Below are 17,334 nucleotides of genomic sequence, written 5' to 3'. Positions count from 1 at the left end.
CTTATCTCAGGTGTTAATCTGTTCTACATGCTTAAAAAAATCCTACGGTACAGTGTCTTCATTGGGCTGTTATCCTTGCTGTATAATTTCGTACAGGCGCAACAGTTACTACTGACAGATACCATTGCCACCACTACAAAAGCGGCGCTGCTGGAAGTGAAAGCCAGTAAGCAGGGGCTGCTGCTGCCAAGAATACAGGATACGGCTGTAGCTCCGCTGAATACGTCGCCGGATGGGATGCTGATTTATCACGTTCCTTCCAAAAGCCTGCTGATACGAAGAAACGGTGCATGGGCGCCCGTTAAGGACAGTGCGTCTCTCAGCGGCAACAACTGGTTGCAGACAGGCAACGCGGGCACAGATACCATCACTAAATTTCTGGGCACCACAGATGCAAAAGGTCTTGTGATCCGTACCGGCAATACGCAACGCATCACTGTTTCCTCCACCGGAAATGTGGGTGTAGGCACCAATACACCGGGAACAACCTTACATGTAAAATCAGTGGCCGCCAATCAATCCGGCATACGGATAGAAAATCTCACCAGCGCATCTCCTGTAACAACGGGTGCAGGTGCGTTAGGCGTGGATGCCTCCGGCAATGTGGTACGCGCTGCGCCGCAGCCGCTATTCTATAATGGTGCAGGCGCTGTCAGCAATCAGGTAAAAATATGGGCAGACTCTATCACTACCAATACCAGTGGCGTAGGAGTTGCCAATATCAGCTCGGCAGGCTTCACCAAAATACTGAGTATACAGCTGCAGGGAAGAGGAGGCGCCAGTTCCCTTGATACGCCTCTTCCTTTTGTACTCAGCTATTCACTCACTACCGTAAACATAACTACCTATACGGGCACAGGACTTCTGCTCGGGGCAATCAACTCACTGGTACAGGCCACGTCGAGCTTTAAGATTTTTGTCGTCGTTACCGGCTATTAACCATCAAACATATTCATCTATCCGGCATAAAAAATACATATTATCCTTACTGATCTTCCTGATCGTTTCCCTTCAGCTGCGGGGGCAGTCGGCCACATGGCTGCACCCCAACACGCAGATAGGGCTGTTTGCCGCAGATACCATTTCCATTTTCGGCGACATGATTAACGAAGGGAACATCCTCTCTCCCACCGGCACGGTAATCAACTTCTACGGATTACGCTGGAAGAACGGCGCACAGGCCATTATACGCGATGAAAGCACAGACGGGTTCAGTGCTGCCGGCGGACTATTCCGCTTTATGCAGACACGCTCCTCTTCCCTGCAATACATCAGCGGCGGCTTCAGCGCCGCCATGAATACGGGGCCCAGCTTTCCCAACCTCAGCGTAGAAAATATACCAGGTATAGCACTGGAAGATTTCAGCGACCTGAAAGTGGTGAATATGCTGGATCTCCGGCGGGGACATGTATTTCTGCATGGCTGGAATCTGATCATGGGACAACATACGCCAGGGGATATACGAAATTATTCTCCCCGGAATTTCATTGTTACCGGCGGCGGATTTCTCTACAGAAATAATATTTCCATCAATGACCAGAAAGTCGTTTTCCCTGTGGGAACAAAGCCGGAGAGCTTTACGCCGGCAGCCGCAGAGAATCGCGGCGCTACCGCCAGTATTCGTATAGGCGTTAAGGATAGTGTATACCAGCAGCTTACCACCGGCCCTAACCTCTATCTCACCAGCGTCAATAAAACATGGCAGATGGATGTTTCCCAGCCTGATGCCACCATAGCGCTGTCGCTGGTCCATGGCCTGTCAGACGAAGGTCCTGTATTTGAAGCCAACCGCAACACCAGCTACCTCGCCCGGTTTATTGACACCGGCTGGGATGTGGCAGCACGGCGCAGCGCACCGGTTTCTCCCAGTATCTTTACCACCGGCGTGCCGGACAACCAGGCGGCCTACGGTACCCGTCTTTTTCAACATCTCCATACCTCCAACTATTTCACCAGCCTGGTAGCAGAAACCGTGAACAGTCCGGGTAAAACAACCCTGCAATTCTTTGAGGCATTCCGCAAGGCTGTCGGCAACGATTCCGTTGTATTACAATGGATCACCGGCAGGGAATACTTCTGCGCCGGTTTCACTATTGAACGCAAATATGCCGGCAGCAGCAATTTCGATTCCATCGGATTTGTGAGAAGCAGCGCTCCCGGCGGTATCAGCTTCTTCCCTACCGGCTACCGTATTACCGATTATCAGCCACAGGACAGATTTATTTTCTACCGGCTGAAAGTACAGATGACAGACGGCACCTTCTTCTATAGCCCGATACGGCTGGTGCGGGGTAAATATTCTGAAGACATCATCACTGTATGGCCCAACCCTGTGCAGGGACGCGTGATACACATCTATTACGGCGCTGCCATGCACGTGAAGGCTATCTCACTGATAGATGTGCCAGGCAGACGGATACAGTCGCAACAATATCTCCAACCCATGCAAACCAGGAACTACTATGAAATGAACATTCCGGCAGGACTCGCCTCCGGTACGTATTTCCTGCAATTCATCGGAGAGGATAACCAGATACTGTATGTTGTAAAAATTGTACTGGCAGAGTAGCGCAGCAGATTAAAATACCATTAAAGTATGCGCTGCCGACGGGTTTCCTGGGAGTGCAGGTTTAACTTTGCTTGTTAAACCTGTAAGTACACCATTACCATGCCTTCCGGAAAACAAATACTGTCAGCATCTTTTCTACGCAAACTCCATTGGAAAGAACTGCTTGCTGTACTATTCATATTATTGGCCATTTATTTTTTTCGTTCACAGCGTCATGAACTTTCTTCGCTGATGCCTGCCATTCAGCGGGCCGACCGTAACTGGGTCCTGGGCGGAGTAGCGCTGACAGGCATTTACATACTGCTCCAGGCGCTGATGTACGTATGCAGCTTCAGGGCTGTAGGCGCACGGCTGAATACTTTTCACGGCGCCGAATTATTTCTGAAGCGTAACCTGCTCTCAGTATTCCTGCCGGCCGGCGGCATCAGTTCCCTGGCGTATGTGCCACAAAACCTGCGCCGTACACAGTTACACAAACAACAGATTCATCAGGCATCAGGGATCTACGGATACGTAGGGATATTATCTGTATTTCTGGTGGGTATTCCGGTAGTACTTTATGCCATGCTGCATACGGCCAGTATGAAGGGCGCTGCCGGAGGGCTGGGCATTATCAGCCTGCTGCTGGCGGCTGTAGTATGGCTCGTGCGGTCTGTGCAGCGGAAAGGAAAGGCTTACCGGCTGCTCATTCAATATTTTCCGTCAGCCACCCATACACTGGATGAATTATTCTCCTTTCAGCTTTCGGGCATTGCCTTTACCAATACAGTACTGGCTTCCGTGCTGATAGAAGTGGCAGGAGTAGCGCATCTCTATATCAGTATGGTGGCCGTAGGCGCTACGCCTTCGCTGGAAGCTGCCTGCGTTGGGTACATTGTAGCCACCATCTTCCTGATTATTTCTCCCTTCCTGAGAGGGCTGGGCGCCATCGAACTATCGCTGGCCTACCTGCTCAGCAATTATGGCTTCAGCACCTTGCAGGCGCTGGAAATAACGCTGTTGTTCAGGCTGTTCGAGTTCTGGCTGCCGCTGGCCGCCGGTATGATAGCATTTGCCCTGAAAGGCCGCGACCTGGTTCTGCGCCTGCTGCCGCCGATCCTGATTTTTCTGCTGGGGATGGTAAACATATTCTCCGTACTGACGCCACCGTTATACAACCGCGTACACCTGCTCCGGGCCTACATTCCGGGTACTTCCATCCATGCGTCTAACCTGCTGGTGGTATTCTCCGGACTGGTATTGCTGGTTACCGCCACCTTTTTGTTCAGGGGATTGCGCAGTGCATGGATAGTAGCGTTATCAGTATCGCTGTTGTCTGTACTGGGACATATAGGCAAAGCCCTGGATTATGAAGAAGCAAGCCTGGCCATGATTACCAGCATTATCTTGCTGATTACGGCACGGCAGTACCGTGTAAAAAGTAATCCGCAGCTGGTGAACATAGGCGTAGTCACGGCAGTAGCCACTTTCTGGCTGGTGTTGTTTTTCGGCACTATCGGGTTCTATTTTCTGAAGGTGCGGCATTTCGGGATGGAATTCACCTGGCAGCAGTCTTTACGCCATGCGTTCCATTGCTTTATGCTGCTGGAAGACGACGGGCTGAAACCCATTACCCGTTTCGGCAAGGAGTTCATGTCTGCCATACGTGTGCTGGGCGTGAGTTCGTGGGCATTCCTGTTTTATACCATCATCCGCCCTTACCTGCATGTTACCCAGCAAACCAATACTGCACTGGAGAAGGCACGTTTCTATCTCAGCCAGTATGGCGATTCGCCGATGGATTATTTCAAAGTGGGTCAGGACAAATTATTATTTGTATCGCAGCAATATGAAGGGTTTATCGCCTACCGTGTAGCGAGCAGTTTTGCTATTGTGCTGGAAGAACCTGTCTGCAGCGAAGATAACAAGCTGCTGATGCTGGAAGAGTTTGAACAGCAATGCAGGCAGATGGGCCTGCGGCCGGCCTTCTACCGGGTGGATGAAGACAGCACCTATTATTTCAGTCAGCTGAAGAAGAAGAAGATGCTGATAGGCCAGGAGGCCATCATGGATATACGCAATTTCACATTGAGCGGAAAAGATAAAAAATCCTTGCGCAACGGACTTAACAGCCTGGCTAACAAAGGCTTCACTACAGCCTTCCACGCTGCGCCGCAGTCGCCTGAAATGATAGCCTCCCTGAAAGCGGTCAGCGACGAGTGGCTGCAGCAATATGAAGTGAAGGAGATGACTTTTTCGCAGGGTCTGTTCGATGCCGCCTCCATCCGGGAGCAGGACATCATCACCGTTACAGATGCCAGCGGCTGTATTGCCGCCTTTCTGAACATCATTCCGGACTACACACCCGGCGGCTGTACCTATGATCTTATCCGCAAGCGTTCCGATGCACCCGGCGGCGTCATGGACGCGCTGATCATCGCCCTGATTCAGGATGCGCAGCAGAAAGAATTACAGTTCCTCAACCTCGGTATGGTACCCATGTCCGGTATCAGTCAGCCGCAGACTACCGCTGAAAGAATGGTCAAATACGCCTACGAAAAGCTGCGGTTCTTCCGCCACTATCAGGGGCTGCGCGAGTTCAAGGACAAATACGCCACCCACTGGACCAACAAATACCTTATTTACGAACATGATTTTGACCTGCTGCAGCTGCCGGTAGCGCTGAGCAAGGTGATGCAACCGTAGAAAAGATTTTGGAATTTTGAGATTTTGGAATTTTGAGATTTAAAATGCAGCAAAGATCTTCGCGGATAACATTTGCTGCATTTTAAATCTCAAAATTCCAAAATCCGTAAATCTCTAAATTCTTTCCGAAGGCGATACATTTACAATATGAAGAAACATTTAGCGGGGATGCTCCTGTTCATGGTGATGACATTGGGAATGCGGGCCCAGAGCCCGGTCAGCAGTTTGCCGGTGCAGGTGAAGCCGCCGCCGGCGGGCAGTACATTGCCACTGATATTATACATTACCGGTGATGGCGGGATGAAAAAGTTTTCCGTGAATATGATAGCAGCATTCAGTCAGCAGCATTACCCGGTGGTGGCATTGAATGCATTGAAATATTTCTGGAATAAGAAATCGCCGCAGCAGGCAGCTGCAGACGTAACGGCACTGATTCAGCATTATCAGGCAGCCTGGAACAGCAATAACGGCATCATCCTGATCGCTTATTCCATGGGGGCTGATGTATTACCTTTCATTTTCAATCATCTGCCTGATGCAATAGCCGGCAAGGTGCAGCAGCTGGTATTTCTGTCTCCTTCAAAGGTGACAGATATGGAAGTACATTTGTCTGATATGCTGGGAAAATCAGGTAAGAAAGGCATGAATGTGCCTGCTGAGATAAACAAAATAACCACCAAACCCGTACTGCTTATTTTCGGGGAATCAGAAAAAGATCTTCTGCTGAAAGATATTACACTCCCGCACTACCGCAAGCTGGTACTTCCCGGCGGCCATACTTATGATGAAGACGCGAATGGAGTAGCGGGGAAGATAGTGGAGGCAATGCGTAACCATTAGATTTTAAATTACGAATTGCGAATTGCGAATTACGAATGTAGAAGCGAAGATTAAAACGAAGATTGAACGTGATGCTTAATACCTTATCACCTTTAATCTTCGTTCTAATCTTCGCTTCTACATTCGTAATTCGCAATTCGTAATTCGTAATTAAAACTCCCCTTGTTCTCTAAGTCTTGCAGCCAGTACCATTCCTGCCTGCGGCGTTACCGGAATCCTCGCTGGTCCTACCTGAATATGATCTTCACCTATATGCGTAACGTGCCGGAGGGCAACAACGAACCAGCGGTGTACCCGCATGAATTCGGAAACGGGTAACCGGGACATGATCCATTCGAGGGTTTCGGTGGTGGCGATGTGCTGGTCGTGGAGGTGCAGGAGAATATGGTCATCCATTACTTCTACATACCGGAGGTCGTTATAGGCAATTTTCTCGTGGCGGTTATCGCATCTTAAAATGAAGTGAGCGCCGGATTGTTCTGGTTGGGTAATTGTATGATCTTCCATGTTGATCAGGTTGAATATTTTCTGGAGTGATTCGTACAGGCTATTAAAGGTAAAGGGTAATGACAGCACTTCTATCGCATGGATAACGAAGGGGAAGGCTGCATCGCCGGGATAGGACAATACCAGGAGGGGGAGCTTGTTTACCGGTTCCAGCGCGGCAAAGGGGGGACTTTTCATTTCATCGAGGTGCCGTCCGAGGAAGACCACCTGCACCTGAGCGGATTGCAGCAGGGTATTGGCTTCTTTCAGGGAGTTGCATCGATGGGAAAGTGCAGCGAACGGAACATCTTCCAGGTAGTTTTCCAATGCTTCAAAACCATGCGGGGTGGTACCCAGCATCATACAATTCAACATCATGGGACCATAATTGAATAATGCGAATACAATAATTTATTGCCGGCGGTTTCAGTTAGCATAGACATTGAAATAGAGCAGGTGACTGGAGAGAGACCTGCGTATTATCTAAAATCTAATCTAAACCGCGTTATAAAAAAAGATAATATAAATATTGATTCCTTTACCTGGATGATAATGCCGGCGTTGTGTTCTGGAAATGGCTTATACAGTCAGGTTATTTTGCCTGATAAATATGGGTTAAAAAATTATGGCATTGGTTAATGGCGTGTTAAGGTTCAGTGCATATGAAAAATGGACAAGGCGAGCGTTGCGGTTACAACACTTTACCCTATCCATTTTTCAATGAATTTAACAAAAGATTCTGCCGGCGGCGGCCGGTTCCCAGGATCTTAGGCCCGAAAGGGCGGCTGAGGCGCAGTGGGAGGTAACAGGCAGGCCGGTTAACTCGGTCAGTGCGCTAACTTGCTACCATAGATTTGTGGTCAGGAAGAGAAGCATTACCATACTCACGGTAACCAGGTTCTTGGTGAACCGGATGTTGAATCCGCCTTTTTCAGAGTAATAGTAACTTTCTTTGTACCGGTCGTACTCAATGGGAGCACCTAACTCCTTCATCATTTTGAGGAATTCATAGAGTGTTCTTTCGGAAATACGAAGCCGCTTGGCTAACTGAGCTGGCTTACCGGTCCCTTTGATCCTGATCAGGTAATCAATGGTCTGAAGTCGGTCAAAATAACGCTTTGGCATGTGGCATAGAGGGGCTTAACGGTTATGATGTATTACTGAATATACGATAATGTGCAGGATTAAACCAAGATTCCTATATATATATTTAAATGTAAATATTATTGCCTTGATTTAAACAGGTTTCTCAAAAATCGGCTGCGGGTCAATGGCGCTGATGCGGTCCGTCTGCGTACCATTTTACTAACGCCCGCAGTGACTAAATATTGAGTAACAGGCAACAAAAAAATTACTGCAGGAGTGCGGCATAAATAATATTGGTTAGTGCTGTACCGTGATCTGCAGCGGGATCCGGCGGTCTGGTCGCATAAATCTGTCCGTTTTTACCGATAATAATCAGTGCGGGATACTGACTAATACTATATTGCTCTGATAATTCCTGTAAGCGTCCATCCGCCTGCAATGGAATACCAGGGTACTTTACAAGGGAATGCACATCGCGGCCTATATGAAAAAAGACTACCTCCTCTTTACTAAAACAGGGTTTAATTTCCGTCAGGGTATTCAGTAACGGATCACCAGCATCACAGAAATGCAGGAGTACTACCTTTCCGCTGAGTGTGCGGAGATCCCAGGAGCGGCCGTTATTATCAGGCAGACTAAACACCGGCGCGGGCATTCCTTTACGGACGCCCTTCCTGATGATACCGTAGCGGGAGGCTATCAACTGCCTGCATCCTGGATGTTGCACAAACGAGAGATAATCGCGGGCACACAGCGCCAGTTCATCCTGTTGGCCTCCTGCTGCAAGTCCCTGTAGTAACTGATGCGCCAGCAGCTTATCGCGCAGTACACCGTTGTAGCGGGCCTTGATCCATTCATAAACACCCTGGTCGCTGAACTGGGCGCCTTGCTGCAGGAAACAATCGGCCTCTGCCCGTTGAAGCAGAAAATGCAAATAACGTATAGCCATTACCGTAGTATCCGTTGCCGCAATGACCGGTAATGCAGGCGCTATCTGCTGACGGTAACATGCCGCCTGCCGGTCTGGCCGCGTACTGTCCGGCGGATACTTCCATAAACAACTCAGCAACAGCCCCGCGGTTTCTCCCAGCACATTGGCACGGATCACCTGAAACTGGCTGGCAGAAAGACTGTCACGATAAAACTGCAATACCTTCTCCGCGGCCGTCAGCCGCAGCCTGTAACAGGCGGCCATGGCTTCCGGAGCAGTTCCTCCCGGCAATATATGCTGCTGCGCACGCCCCGCGAGATACTGTGCCCTGCAGGCCACTGCACCACCACCGCTGAATATAACAGTATCTTCTTCAAACCGGATGAATACACTGTCGCCCATCCTGACAGTGCCATAGAAATGATTACCAGCACCGGCATCTGCATAAAAAAATACCAGCGGCCTGCTATACCGCGGCAAACGAAAACAAAACGTATCCCGCTGCAGCAGCGTATCCCTTGTGACGGCCGGCGATATACCCGGCTCTTCCCAATAAGAAAGCGATACCTTCGCTCCTCCCCTGCCGGCAAACTTTCCGCCGATAACCGTACCGGGCTGAGCTGATAAAGAGATAGCGGCCAGTATGCTGCCCGCTAACAGGAGTGACAATTTTTCAAGGCTCAGGAACATAATTCACGATTTAGATAGTTGATAAACAAAAAAAATCCCCATGGTAAAAACCGCAGGGAGATGTATTCACAACGATAGTAAATGAAAACTTTGATGTTTTGAGCTGTTTTAGGATGCGGCCATTGTATTATGGATTACAATGATAACAGGAATAAAATACTGAAATGTTAATGAGTTCTTAACGCGCTTACATTAACAGGAATAAATAATGCATAAAAAAACCGGCGAACCTGAAAGGCCCGCCGGCATTGCGTTTTATAGACTCAAAAAGGTGTTGCAACTAGATATTAAACCAGTAAACCAGCTTCAACACCAGCGCCCGGTTCCTGACGTAAAATGGTTCCGGGAGGTAGTTATCCGTATAAACAATAAACAGATCCGAGGCCGGACGATAACGCCACTGGAACCTGGTATTTAAATTGATATTTTTCTGCTGTTCGTTATACTGCATAAACCCGGTGAAAAACAGTGTATTCGTCATCGTTACATCCAGACGCGGCCCCACCAGCCAGAAAGAATTGGTACCCCAGGGTTGCGGCAGCTGTATATGATTGTAGTTGGCGCTCAGCGCAATACTCACATATGGCTGGAAACGGTAGCCCAGCTCCGCATTGGTCATCAGCCGCTTGCCACCGCCATAATAGCCGCCATAGCGGGCAGACAAGGAATAGGTGAATAAACTCTGCGGCCTGGAAACATAATCCGCTCCCACCGTACGCCAGCTATGTTCTGAGCCTGTCAGCATACTGTCTTTCCGCGTATTTGTAGGATCAAACGGCTGCAGCAGCCTGATATAAGTATCAGACGCCCAGATATTCAATGTATTACGCTTTCGGAAAACGATACCATAGTTCAGCATCGTTTCATTATCCGTACGGCTGAACTTTTCGTCTGTAATGTAGGTGGCGGTCACCTGCGGACCATGACTCAGCACGGCTCCCGACAACGGAAAGAACAGCCTTGTCACCTGGGGCATCAGCTTGATGTATCCCTGCCGGGGCACATACCCTACTTCTGCGTTATAGTTACGGCCTACATATTCATGCTGCCAGCTGATGTTCCATACTTTACTGGTATACTGCAGATTGGCTGCATGCACAAAATCATGACCGCTCTTTCCGGGGCTGTAAGACTTCAGCAGCAAGGCTTTACCGGTCCAGAAGTTATTGGAGGAAGCCAGATTGTACTCCAGTCCCATATTACGGTTATAGCGGGAATAGACCGTCTTGTCTGTTACCCTGGACGGATCATAATTCAACGACTCCTTATTAATAAAAATAAAGCCCAGGTTGGAACGGGAAAACACGCGGCGCTGCAATGCCGCCACGGTAAAGTTCTGCGCCGGCAAACCACTCTCTTCCTGCCGTCCGGTTTGCATATTCATCACACCCAGCCGCCAGTTTTTATTCAGTTTTCCGCTGAGGCGTGCGCCAAAATGAATGGGAACGCCAAGACCTATACGCCGCGAAAAGAACGGCCGGATATTCGCGTATCCGAAGTTGGACATCTGATCTCCATTCTCCAGAAAAAACTGTCTTCTCTCCGGAAAAAATAATTCGAACCTGTCCAGGTTGGTCACCTGCTTATCTACATCTACCTGCGAGAAATCGGGATTCACTGTCAGGTCCAGGTTTAAGGAAGATGTAACCGCCACCTTTGCATCCAGTCCGGCATCCCGGCGATACTTGGCGGGAGCGCCCTTCTCATAATCTTTGGAAATACCTCCCAGCAGGTAGGGAATCAGGGATATATTAGGGCCGGCATCCGGCGGAGGTGCGTCCCAGTCGAGATTACCGGTATATGCCAGCGAAGCGGTGGCAAACTGCCGTGGTACCGGCGCCCAGGCCGATTTCTCCGTTGACTTCAGATCATTGCGGCTGAAATTGATTCCCCAGGTAGTAATCCCTTTTTTGTAACGGATGGTTTTAAAAGGTATGGCTGCCTCAAACACCCATTTATCGGGATAGTTCTTAACTACCGATGTCCATTTGTTATCCCAGCTGAGATCTACTTTTCCGCCATCGTACATCAGCCCGTCCCATTGCGCCCCTGCAGCATTTGCACCAAAGGAGAAACCGTTGGTCTGATCATCGAACGGATCCATGAACAGCAAAAAGTTATCATTCTTCAGAAAGGCAAAATCACGCCGCAACGATTCCACCATATATGGCCCGTCGCCTTCTGTATAATTTTCCACCAGCAGGTAAATATACTGCTGGTCATATGTCATCCGCACATCCGTACGCAGTCGCGCAGCACTGGTATCCATCGGCAGCACCATATGAAATCCCGTCGTGATGCCGGCATCCTTCCATGCCTGTTCATCAATAACGCCATCAATCTTTACCGGAGAAGAAGCCCTGCGCATCTGCAGGTGAAAATTGCCGTTTTTCTTCTGTTGCTGCTGCGATACCGCCGCCAGCGGCAACAACATACAACAGCATAATATACGTGGAATAATACGCACAGTCAGTAGTTATGGGTTCAGCAAACAAAATACAAAAAGAGAAAAGCAGGGAGGAAGAAAAAGGATGAATGGAAATGTTAATTACGAATTGCGAATTACGAATTACGAATGAGGAGCGAAGACATAAGCGGATAAAGAATTTACTTCTTTGCTTATGTCTTCGCTCCTCATTCGTAATTCGTAATTCGCAATTCGTAATTCGTAATTAAAGCTTGTTATTCTTCAACTGCGTCTCTACCTGCGGAACCTTTACCGTTGTGGTACGGCTGCTGCGGCCACGGGTATTAAAGACTTTCAGTTTCACCACCTTTCCGGCGGCTTTGACAGGGCTGGTGTAAACAGGGCTTTTTATCGTAGGCTCGTCACCGTTAGTAGTGTAGCGGATAACGAGTCCGGGAAGCTGTACGTTGGCGCTGACAACACCATCTTCGATGGAAGTGCCTGCGGTAGGGATACGCCAGTTGTAGCCACCGTTATAGTTATCGAGGCGGGGCATTTCACGTTTGCCGAGTACGTTGGAGAATACGCTCCAGGCCTGTGCGTACATGGCGTCAGCTTTTGCCGTATCCTTTTCTCTCGCCCACGCAGGATCCTGTGCCCACGCACGTTCAGCCAGCCCCAGTAACTTAGGCAGCATCATATATTCCATGCGGTCGGAGCTGGTAACAGTTTCACTCCACAGCAGACCTTGTATACCACGGATATTGGACTGTCCAAAACCTGTCAGGCGGTCTTTACCCACAAACATGGCAGGAGTCACCGGATTACCGCGGCCGTCTACCTTCGAGTTTTTGTAGTAGTCGAACGGAATGAAGTAGAAAGGCTTATCCACATCTACAAATCCACCCCAGTAGAATCCTGGTTCATCGAAGGATTTCATGGCGGCCATGTCGAAGTAGAAGTTGCTTACGCCGGAAAGAATTACCTTATAACCGGCATTGGCAAGGCGATAGGACAGATCTTCCTGTCCGCCGCCGATCACGTTGTTCCATACGTTCAGCTGGAAATTATCGTTGACGAAGTCAGGATTCGGAATGCTCTGTGCTTCTCCGTCGATCGTGGTTTTACGCATACCGGCTTCTTCCCAGCCGGCCAGCTCCAGGCCACGGGTGCGCAGGATGTTATTGACTTTCTTATAGTAATAGTACCAGAGATCGTTAACATCTTTCACGGAGCTGTCTTGCTGCATCAGCGCCAGGCAGGCCGGAGATTTTTCGAACACGCCGTTGGGTACTTCGTCACCGCCCATGTGGATAGACGGCAGCGGAGCGCCGGCTTCTCTATACATAGCCTGTAATTCCTCTACTACCTTTTCCAGGAAGCGGTAGGTAGAAGGCAGGGCTACGTTCATCACGTTATCGTTCCAGTTCTGTACGGAGCGGTATTGTGATTTATCCTGCAGATCTGTCAGCAGGTATTCTTCTGCTTCCTTTTGTTTACCCTGTTCTTTCAGGCGGTAGTAGCGGGTTTCCATAGATTTCACCGCAGCGCGGGCATGCCCCGGCGTTTCTATCTCCGGCAGAACGCGTATATGCCTTTCTGTTGCATAGCGCAGCACATCGATAAATTCACTGCGGGTGAGGAAGCCACTGCCGGCAGCATTGGCGGTATCAGGACCGGAGCCGTAGGACGGCGGCAGCATATTTCTCCAGTTGCTGCTATGTCCGCGTTTACCGCCAATTTCCGTGAGTTCAGGCAGGGAAGGAATTTCCAGACGCCATCCTTCATCATCGCTGAAGTGGTAGTGCAGCACATTCAGTTTATACAGCGCCATAATGTCGAGGATGCGGAGCAGATCACGTTTGTTGTGGTAGTTGCGGGCCACATCGATCATGAAGGCGCGGTAGTTGAAGCGCGGATAGTCTGTCACCTGCACTGCCGGTATGCTGACAGATTTCTGCACACCGGACCATGCCGCAGGTGTTATAAGGGATTTCAGGGACTGTATACCATAAAAGGCGCCTTCGCTGCTGCCGGCTGCAATGGTAATACCCGCGGGCGTTACCTGCAGTTTATAGGCATTGGCAGCCAGGGAGGCGTCATTTTTGAAAGCGATGCTGCTGTTACCCGTAGCATTTCGTTTACCCAGTAACGTTACCAGTTCTTTTTTCAGGAATTCGCCGGTAGCCTCAAGGCCGGGATCGGTGGTAACAGCGGGAACGCCGTCCAGCACCAGATTTCCGCCGGTAGCAGTATACGAAACCGGTGTGGGGAAAACGAGGGGTAATTGTGCAGCCGGAATATCTTTCACGGCGGCATTCTGTTTGAATATATCCGTTGGCGTTACCACTGCGGTTTTATCGCCGGGGTATCTCATCAGTTGTCTGGCAGTAGTGGAGGGCCTTACTGTAATATCTTTCAGCGGAAAGCCTTTCTCCGGCTGATTATCCCAGACAAGATAAAATCCTGCGGGAGCATCCGTAAAATTCACTGCCCAGGCATCACCTTCCACATTCAGTTTGATAGAGTCGCCCGGATTGATTCCGGTGAAGTTGTCTGCCGGTGAAAATTTGTACAGGTCGCCGTTTACATTTTCCACCTTCACATTTCCGGGTAATACGCCTGGCGTTACGCTTCGTACAAAGTTGAAATACAATGCCCAGCCTTTCGCCGGGAATGGCTTGTTACCGGTATTTACGAATGTAAAAGCAGACAGGAATTTAGCTTTTCCCTGGTGGTGGTTTTCTACCACCTCCCAGCTGGACTTTAACCTGGAAGCGTCGAATGGTGCCGGTTGCTGGGCCTGTATTTGTACAGCGCCTGTCAGCAATAATCCGGTTGCCACGAGTTTTCCCAGAAACTTTTGCCTCATCATGGTTTATATAGATTAATAATAATTAGATGCTACAATAATGGTTAAGAGGTGGTTGATAAATGGCAAATACCCCGGTTGTGTCTCCCCCTAATATTTGTGATGCCCTGTAAAATAAAGCGTATAAAGCAAATATGCAAATTAGTGGGATGACAGGCAACAATCTGCATCCGTCATGTGTATATAATGTGCCGGAACAGCTGACCTGCCTGTATGTGCCCGGTGGGCCTTCCGGTCAGATACTGCTGATTATTTACTTATATTTAATCAAATAACGATTGTTTTATGGCCAAAGGATTCATCATATTTTCCTGTGTGAGCTTATTGCTGATAATTGCACTGGGATACTATTTCCCGTGGGTATACTGGCTGCTGATACTATTGCTGCCGGTGATTATTATGGGTTTGCTGGACATGATGCAGACCAAACACGCTATCATCCGCAACTATCCGGTAGTGGGGCGAATGCGTTACTGGATGGAGGCCCTGCGTCCTAAAATATACCAGTATTTTGTGGAGAGTGATATAGACGGCAGCCCGGTGAACCGTGTGGACCGTTCCACTATTTACCAGCGCGCCAAGCGGGAGCTGGACACACAGCCTTTCGGAACGCAGTTTAACGTATATGCGGAGGGGTATGAGTGGATGGCGCATTCCATACAGCCGCGCGATTTTGAATCGATGAATAAAAATCCGCGTGTTACCATCGGGGGCAGCGATTGCCTGCAGCCCTATTCTGCCAGCATCTTCAATGTGAGCGCCATGAGTTACGGCTCTCTCAGCTCCAATGCGGTGGAAGCATTGAACGGAGGCGCCAGGATCGGTAATTTCGCTCACAACACCGGCGAGGGAGGTATCAGCGATTTTCATCTGAAGCAGGGCGGCGATATTATCTGGCAGATCGGCACCGGTTATTTTGGCTGCCGTGATGATAATGGTAATTTTTCCGACAGTCTTTTTGCTGAGAAATGTGCGCTGCCGCAGATAAAAATGATTGAGTTGAAATTATCGCAAGGCGCGAAGCCCGGTCACGGCGGTATTCTGCCGGCAGCTAAAAATACGCCTGAGATAGCGGCCATCCGGCATGTGAAGCCGCATACAACCGTTTTCTCTCCTCCGTATCATAAAGCGTTTGGCAGTCCACGTGAAATGATGCTGTTTATCAAGCGGCTCCGCGATCTGAGCAAGGGCAAGCCAGTAGGTTTTAAACTGTGTATCGGTCAGCAGCGGGAATTCTACGCTATCTGCAAGGCGATGCAGGCCACCAACATCTACCCTGACTTTATTACGGTCGATGGCGGAGAAGGTGGTACCGGCGCGGCGCCTCCGGAATTCTCCAACTCAGTAGGCATGCCGCTGATGGACGCCCTGGCATTTGTGCATGACACCCTAACGGGCTTCGATATACGAAACCGGATCAAAATCATTGCCTCCGGGAAGGTACTTACCGGCTACCACATCCTGCGTGCGCTGGCTCTCGGCGCCGATACCTGCAACAGCGCCCGCGCCATGATGATGGCCATCGGCTGTATACAGGCACTGCTGTGCAATACCAACCGCTGTCCTACCGGCGTAGCTACCCAGGACAAATGGCTCGCCGCCGGCCTCGTGGTAGACGATAAAAAACACCGGGTCGCCAACTACCACCGCGACACCATAGAAAGCGCCATAGAACTCACTGCCGCCATCGGACTGGCAGATCCGCATCATATTACCCGCAAACACATCTTCCGCCGTGTTTTCATGAATCAGGTCCGCACCTTCGAAGACATCTATCCAAGCACTAAAAAGGGGCAGCTGCTGGATGCGCAGCATCTGGAAGAGATTTCGATAGAAAACTGGTAGATCTGAAATAATTACGAATTACAAATTGCGAATTACGAATGTAAGCGCGAAGATCAAAAAGAAGATTAAAAGAGGATACTTAATAGTTATCAGCTTTAATCTTCGATTTAATCTTCGCGCTTACATTCGTAATTCGCAATTTGTAATTCGTAATTAATTATTATTTATCCCATAAAGTTCCTTTGCATTCAGATAACATATTTTTTCCGCAAGGGAGGTAGGGAAGTTCTGCAGGATAAGTTTAAGATCTTTGTCGGTAAAGGGTTTGGGGGCTCTGGTGGAAGGGAGGTCAGTGCCGAAGATGAGTGCGCCCGGATTGATGGCGGTGATCTGCCGCATGGCGGTCAGCACATTAAAATCGCAGCGACTGAAGCCGGTAGCTTTTACCGTAGCGCCTTTTTCTACCAGTTGTAATAAATGTTTAAATCCGGCCTTTGACAGTCCGAGGTGATCGATGACCACACGCGGCAACCGCTGCAGGGTGGTGGATACGCCAGGCAGCTGCCTGGAATCGATATAAAGCTCCACATGCCATTTCACGAGATCATAAACACGCACTGCCAGCTGTTCGAGGTGGTTAATACTTTCGGAGCCTCCCCGTTGTACGTTAAAGCGTACCGCGCGGATGCCGGCATGATGCAGTGCTATAATTTCTTCGTCGGTAGTGCTGGCAGGTATCTGGGTAACACCGGCAAAACCGGGGCCCAGCGCGGCCAGTGCAGCAATAAGGTATTGCTGGTCAAATCCCTGGAAAGATCCGGATACAACAGCACCGCCGGTAATGTGCAGTCCGGCTGTTTTTTCCTTGTAATCAGCAACAGAAAAGGCAGGAGGCAGATATCCCTCATTTGGCTGTAAAGGATACTGAGGATCAATAATGTGAAGATGCGCGTCGAATATGGGCTTATCAAACATATGCTATG

The 17,334-nt window shown here is 49.4% G+C and carries 11 protein-coding genes; 5 read left to right on the top strand and 6 right to left on the bottom strand.

Annotated features, from left to right (window positions below):
- Positions 1–27: 27 nt before the first annotated feature.
- From GWG06_RS11200 to GWG06_RS11185, 4 genes are all read left to right on the top strand, one after another.
- Complete coding sequence (locus GWG06_RS11200) at positions 28–939, top strand: hypothetical protein (protein WP_160713343.1); 912 nt, start codon at positions 28–30, stop codon at positions 937–939.
- Positions 917–2,569: a T9SS type A sorting domain-containing protein gene (locus GWG06_RS11195; protein WP_160713341.1), complete on the top strand. Its 1,653-nt coding sequence runs from the start codon at positions 917–919 to the stop codon at positions 2,567–2,569. The genes GWG06_RS11200 and GWG06_RS11195 overlap by 23 nt, the downstream gene beginning before the upstream one ends.
- 99 nt (positions 2,570–2,668) lie before the next feature.
- The gene (locus GWG06_RS11190) at positions 2,669–5,254 is read left to right on the top strand and encodes a phosphatidylglycerol lysyltransferase domain-containing protein (protein ID WP_160713339.1); all 2,586 of its coding nucleotides are present in this window, start codon (positions 2,669–2,671) and stop codon (positions 5,252–5,254) included.
- Between the two features lie 147 nt (positions 5,255–5,401).
- Positions 5,402–6,094, top strand: coding sequence for an AcvB/VirJ family lysyl-phosphatidylglycerol hydrolase (locus GWG06_RS11185; RefSeq protein WP_160713337.1), 693 nt, complete (start codon positions 5,402–5,404; stop codon positions 6,092–6,094).
- Between the two features lie 150 nt (positions 6,095–6,244).
- Here GWG06_RS11185 and GWG06_RS11180 read toward each other — a convergent pair whose 3' ends face one another.
- The 5 genes from GWG06_RS11180 to GWG06_RS11160 form a co-directional block, all read right to left on the bottom strand.
- On the bottom strand, positions 6,245–6,958 hold the full coding sequence (locus GWG06_RS11180; protein ID WP_127043748.1) for a LytR/AlgR family response regulator transcription factor: 714 nt from the start codon (positions 6,956–6,958) through the stop codon (positions 6,245–6,247).
- A gap of 465 nt (positions 6,959–7,423) precedes the next feature.
- Positions 7,424–7,705 carry an HTH domain-containing protein gene (locus tag GWG06_RS11175; RefSeq protein WP_127043747.1) on the bottom strand — a complete coding sequence of 94 codons (282 nt, stop codon included), beginning with the start codon at positions 7,703–7,705 and terminating at the stop codon, positions 7,424–7,426.
- A gap of 226 nt (positions 7,706–7,931) precedes the next feature.
- The gene (locus GWG06_RS11170; RefSeq protein ID WP_160713335.1) at positions 7,932–9,287 is read right to left on the bottom strand and encodes a TlpA family protein disulfide reductase; all 1,356 of its coding nucleotides are present in this window, start codon (positions 9,285–9,287) and stop codon (positions 7,932–7,934) included.
- A gap of 280 nt (positions 9,288–9,567) precedes the next feature.
- The gene (locus GWG06_RS11165) at positions 9,568–11,754 is read right to left on the bottom strand and encodes a carbohydrate binding family 9 domain-containing protein (RefSeq protein ID WP_235938289.1); all 2,187 of its coding nucleotides are present in this window, start codon (positions 11,752–11,754) and stop codon (positions 9,568–9,570) included.
- A gap of 205 nt (positions 11,755–11,959) precedes the next feature.
- A complete protein-coding gene (locus GWG06_RS11160; protein ID WP_235938287.1) occupies positions 11,960–14,569 on the bottom strand; it encodes a family 20 glycosylhydrolase in 2,610 nt (869 codons plus the stop codon).
- A gap of 282 nt (positions 14,570–14,851) precedes the next feature.
- Between GWG06_RS11160 and GWG06_RS11155 the strand changes: the two genes are divergently transcribed.
- Positions 14,852–16,411: an FMN-binding glutamate synthase family protein gene (locus GWG06_RS11155; protein WP_127044059.1), complete on the top strand. Its 1,560-nt coding sequence runs from the start codon at positions 14,852–14,854 to the stop codon at positions 16,409–16,411.
- Positions 16,412–16,564: 153 nt separating this feature from the next.
- Here the strand turns inward: GWG06_RS11155 and GWG06_RS11150 are convergent, their stop codons facing one another.
- Positions 16,565–17,326, bottom strand: a complete 762-nt coding sequence (locus GWG06_RS11150; protein ID WP_160713333.1) for an amidohydrolase family protein — start codon at positions 17,324–17,326, stop codon at positions 16,565–16,567.
- Between the last annotated feature and the right edge of the window lie 8 nt (positions 17,327–17,334).

The sequence above is a fragment of the Chitinophaga solisilvae genome (assembly GCF_009928525.1).
Lineage (GTDB): Bacteria > Bacteroidota > Bacteroidia > Chitinophagales > Chitinophagaceae > Chitinophaga > Chitinophaga solisilvae.
This window is presented reverse-complemented; position numbering and strand designations above follow the sequence as displayed.

Coding starts and splice junctions, on each gene's coding strand:
- GWG06_RS11155 (WP_127044059.1), top strand. CDS start 14,852: ATGGCCAAAGGATTCATCATATTTTCCTGTGTGAGCTTATTGCTGATA.
- GWG06_RS11175 (WP_127043747.1), bottom strand. CDS start 7,705: ATGCCAAAGCGTTATTTTGACCGACTTCAGACCATTGATTACCTGATC.
- GWG06_RS11170 (WP_160713335.1), bottom strand. CDS start 9,287: ATGTTCCTGAGCCTTGAAAAATTGTCACTCCTGTTAGCGGGCAGCATA.
- GWG06_RS11160 (WP_235938287.1), bottom strand. CDS start 14,569: ATGATGAGGCAAAAGTTTCTGGGAAAACTCGTGGCAACCGGATTATTG.
- GWG06_RS11185 (WP_160713337.1), top strand. CDS start 5,402: ATGAAGAAACATTTAGCGGGGATGCTCCTGTTCATGGTGATGACATTG.
- GWG06_RS11180 (WP_127043748.1), bottom strand. CDS start 6,958: ATGATGTTGAATTGTATGATGCTGGGTACCACCCCGCATGGTTTTGAA.
- GWG06_RS11190 (WP_160713339.1), top strand. CDS start 2,669: ATGCCTTCCGGAAAACAAATACTGTCAGCATCTTTTCTACGCAAACTC.
- GWG06_RS11150 (WP_160713333.1), bottom strand. CDS start 17,326: ATGTTTGATAAGCCCATATTCGACGCGCATCTTCACATTATTGATCCT.
- GWG06_RS11200 (WP_160713343.1), top strand. CDS start 28: ATGCTTAAAAAAATCCTACGGTACAGTGTCTTCATTGGGCTGTTATCC.